The sequence below is a fragment of the Psychrobacter sp. T6-1 genome (assembly GCF_052258445.1).
Map to the genome: position 1 here is coordinate 1 of NZ_JBQQFC010000472.1, position 1,338 is coordinate 1,338.

2 protein-coding genes are annotated in these 1,338 nt (G+C 44.5%); both read right to left on the reverse strand.

The genetic code is table 11. The features are described 5' to 3' along the window. A partial coding sequence (locus ACTXGO_RS13900) for a PHP domain-containing protein (protein WP_443574933.1) occupies positions 1-707 on the reverse strand: 707 nt, incomplete at its 3' end. Positions 708-981: 274 nt separating this feature from the next. Continuing rightward, the coding region (locus ACTXGO_RS13905; RefSeq protein ID WP_443574934.1) for a gamma-glutamyltransferase at positions 982-1,338 on the reverse strand (357 nt) is incomplete at its 5' end.

Consider the following 1,338-nt stretch of genomic DNA (forward strand, 5'->3'; position numbering starts at 1 on the left):
TTGAGGTATTGCTCATCAGAATATAGCTGCGGGCGGCTTTGATCGGCGAGGACATAAGAGCCTGCAATACAAACGCGTGCTTCATGAGCATCAAAATCCTCTTGCGCCATAAATCTGACATCATTATGGGCAATAATAGGAATATTATGCTTTGCGCCTGCGTGAATAGCGGCGCTGATAAAGGCATCTTCGCCTGAGCGGTTGGTACGTTTGATGGCAAAGTATAGCCGATCATCAAACTTTTTTTGCCACTCAGTGATTAGCTCATCGGCACGCTCTGGCATGGAGCCAAGCAAGGCTTGACCAACATCAGACTTTTCAGTGAACAGTGCAATAACACCCGCCGCATGATTCAATATGTCACTACGTTTGACAACAGGAGTACCGTGATTGGCAGGATCGCTGCGCCCATCCGTGAAGCCAAGCGAGACGATACGCGTGATGTTTTGATAGCCGTCATTGTTCATCGCGAGCAGCACTAAGCGCGTGTCTTCATGATCCATGATGACCTCGCTACCGATAATCGGCTTAATGCCCGCACCCAAGCAGGCTTTATAAAACTTTACCGTCGCATACAGGTTCGATAAGTCAGTCAACGCTAGTGCGCGCTGATCGTCTGCCGCCGCCGCCTTAACAAGTGGCTTAATACGGATGATAGAGTCAGTGATTGAATATTCGCTATGAATGCCAAGGTGTACAAATGCCATAGAAGACTCTTAGAAGTGCAAGCAGTGAATTAGGTAATAAGTATATAATTATCAAAGACTTAAATGTATATTTAAAAGACAAAAATACATTAGTGCTGATAACTTTTTGTTTTAAATGTGGTCGTTAATGATAGCATTATTTGGGGTCGACAGCCACTGATTACAGGCGCCTAATTAGTTATCGAGGGATAAATAAGTGAGTAAGTCGTCAGCAAAAACCCTCTACATTTTTGATGATAGAGGGCACGTTTAATCATATTTTAATTGGCAATTTTTAATACCCAACCACTGCCGCATCGACAATACGCGGATCAGAGGATCCATATATTCCATTTGGGGTGAGCATAATCGACTGGGTTGAGCCCATAGCTGCCTTTGGACTAACCGTATGTCCCATAGATTTAAGTTTATTGACCGTATCTATATTTAGCGCCTTCTCTACTCGTATCTCATCAGGCAACCATTGATCATGTATACGCGGCGCATGAGTCGCTTCAGCGATATTCATATCGTGATCGATGACGTTGGAGATGATTTGGGTGACAGTAGTAATGATACGGCTACCGCCTGGGCTGCCTGTGACGATATATGGTTTGTCGTCTTTAAATACTAACGTCGGGCTCATCGAGGA